At 58.6% G+C, this 1,376-nt stretch carries 1 protein-coding gene; it reads left to right on the top strand.

What is annotated here, in order from left to right; translation table 11 throughout:
* Positions 1–95 precede the first annotated feature (95 nt).
* A complete protein-coding gene (locus ACGYLX_RS19005) occupies positions 96–1,346 on the top strand; it encodes an IS256 family transposase (RefSeq protein WP_394451282.1) in 1,251 nt (416 codons plus the stop codon).
* The last annotated feature ends 30 nt before the right edge of the window (positions 1,347–1,376 follow it).

Here is a 1,376-nt window from a genome sequence, read left to right as displayed (position 1 = left end):
GAGAAACGTGCGAAAGTTGGTGATGCCCTGAGGGGCGGCATATCATGGCGGTGTTCAGACGCCGTCGATTCTCTGCTGAGAAAAGGATATGCCACATGTCAGAGTCTACCATCACCCAACTGCCCGATCCATCGGGATTTAGCGCTGATCCGTTCACGGATGTCATCCGCGATGGCGCGCGCAAGCTGATCGAACAGGCGGTCCAGGCCGAGCTGGCCACCCTCATGGCGGCCTTTTCCAATGAAAAGCTTCAGGATGGGCGGGCACGTCTTGTCCGTCATGGTCACCTACCGGAACGCGATGTGATGACCGGCATTGGTCCGGTGCCCGTGAAGGTGCCGCGGGTTCGGGATCGGGGTGCTTACGAAGACAAGATCACCTTCACGCCCAGCATCCTGCCGCGTTACCTGCGCAAAGCGAAATCTATCGAAGAACTCCTGCCGTGGCTTTACCTCAAGGGCGTGTCTACGGGCGATTTTACCGAGGCGCTTGAAGCGCTGCTGGGCCCGAATGCCAAGGGTCTATCCGCTAAGACCGTCACGCGCCTGAAAGCCGATTGGTGGCAGGACTACGAGGCTTGGCAGAAACGCGATCTTGGCTCGCGGCGCTTTCTCTACATCTGGGCAGACGGTGTCTACTTCAAGCCGCGAATGGCTGAGGAAAAACAATGCGTTCTGGTAATCGTGGGTGCTGATGAATATGGCCGCAAGGAACTTCTGGCCATGACCGATGGCTTCCGTGAAAGCACCCAAAGCTGGCGCGAGGTGCTGCTTGATCTCAAGCAGCGTGGCCTGAAACAGGACCCCAAGCTCGCCATCGGGGACGGTGCCCTGGGGTTCTGGACAGCCCTGCGCGAGGTGTTCGCCACGACGCGGGAGCAACGCTGTTGGGTCCACAAGACCATGAACGTGCTGAACGCGATGCCGAAATCTGTGCAAGCCAAGGCCAAGGGTCATCTGCACGACATCTGGCAGGCCGAGACAAAAGCCGAAGCCAACGTCGCCTTCGATTTCTTCGTCGAAACCTACGGCGTGAAATGGGACAAGGCGGTCACCAAGCTGGTCAAGGACCGGGATGCGCTGCTGACCTTCTACGACTATCCGGCGGAACACTGGAAGCACATCCGGACGTCAAACCCGATCGAGAGCACCTTCGCCACTGTCCGGCACCGCACGAAACGCACCAAAGGATGCCTCAGCCGCACGACCGGGTTGGCCATGGCCTTCAAGCTAATGATGTCAGCGCAGAAGAAATGGCGCAAACTCGATGGACAGAACCGTCTGCCCGAGATCATCCAAGGGGTTGAGTTCCGCGATGGGATCCGCCAGCTTCAAACTGCCGCCTGATCAGGCATCACCAACTTTTGCCCATATCTC

The sequence above is a fragment of the Sulfitobacter sp. 1A13496 genome (assembly GCF_043557225.1).
Taxonomy (GTDB): Bacteria; Pseudomonadota; Alphaproteobacteria; order Rhodobacterales; family Rhodobacteraceae; genus Sulfitobacter; species Sulfitobacter faviae.
This window is presented reverse-complemented; position numbering and strand designations above follow the sequence as displayed.

Excerpts from the sequence above, each read along its gene's own strand:
- ACGYLX_RS19005 (WP_394451282.1), top strand. The coding sequence starts at position 96 with ATGTCAGAGTCTACCATCACCCAACTGCCCGATCCATCGGGATTTAGC.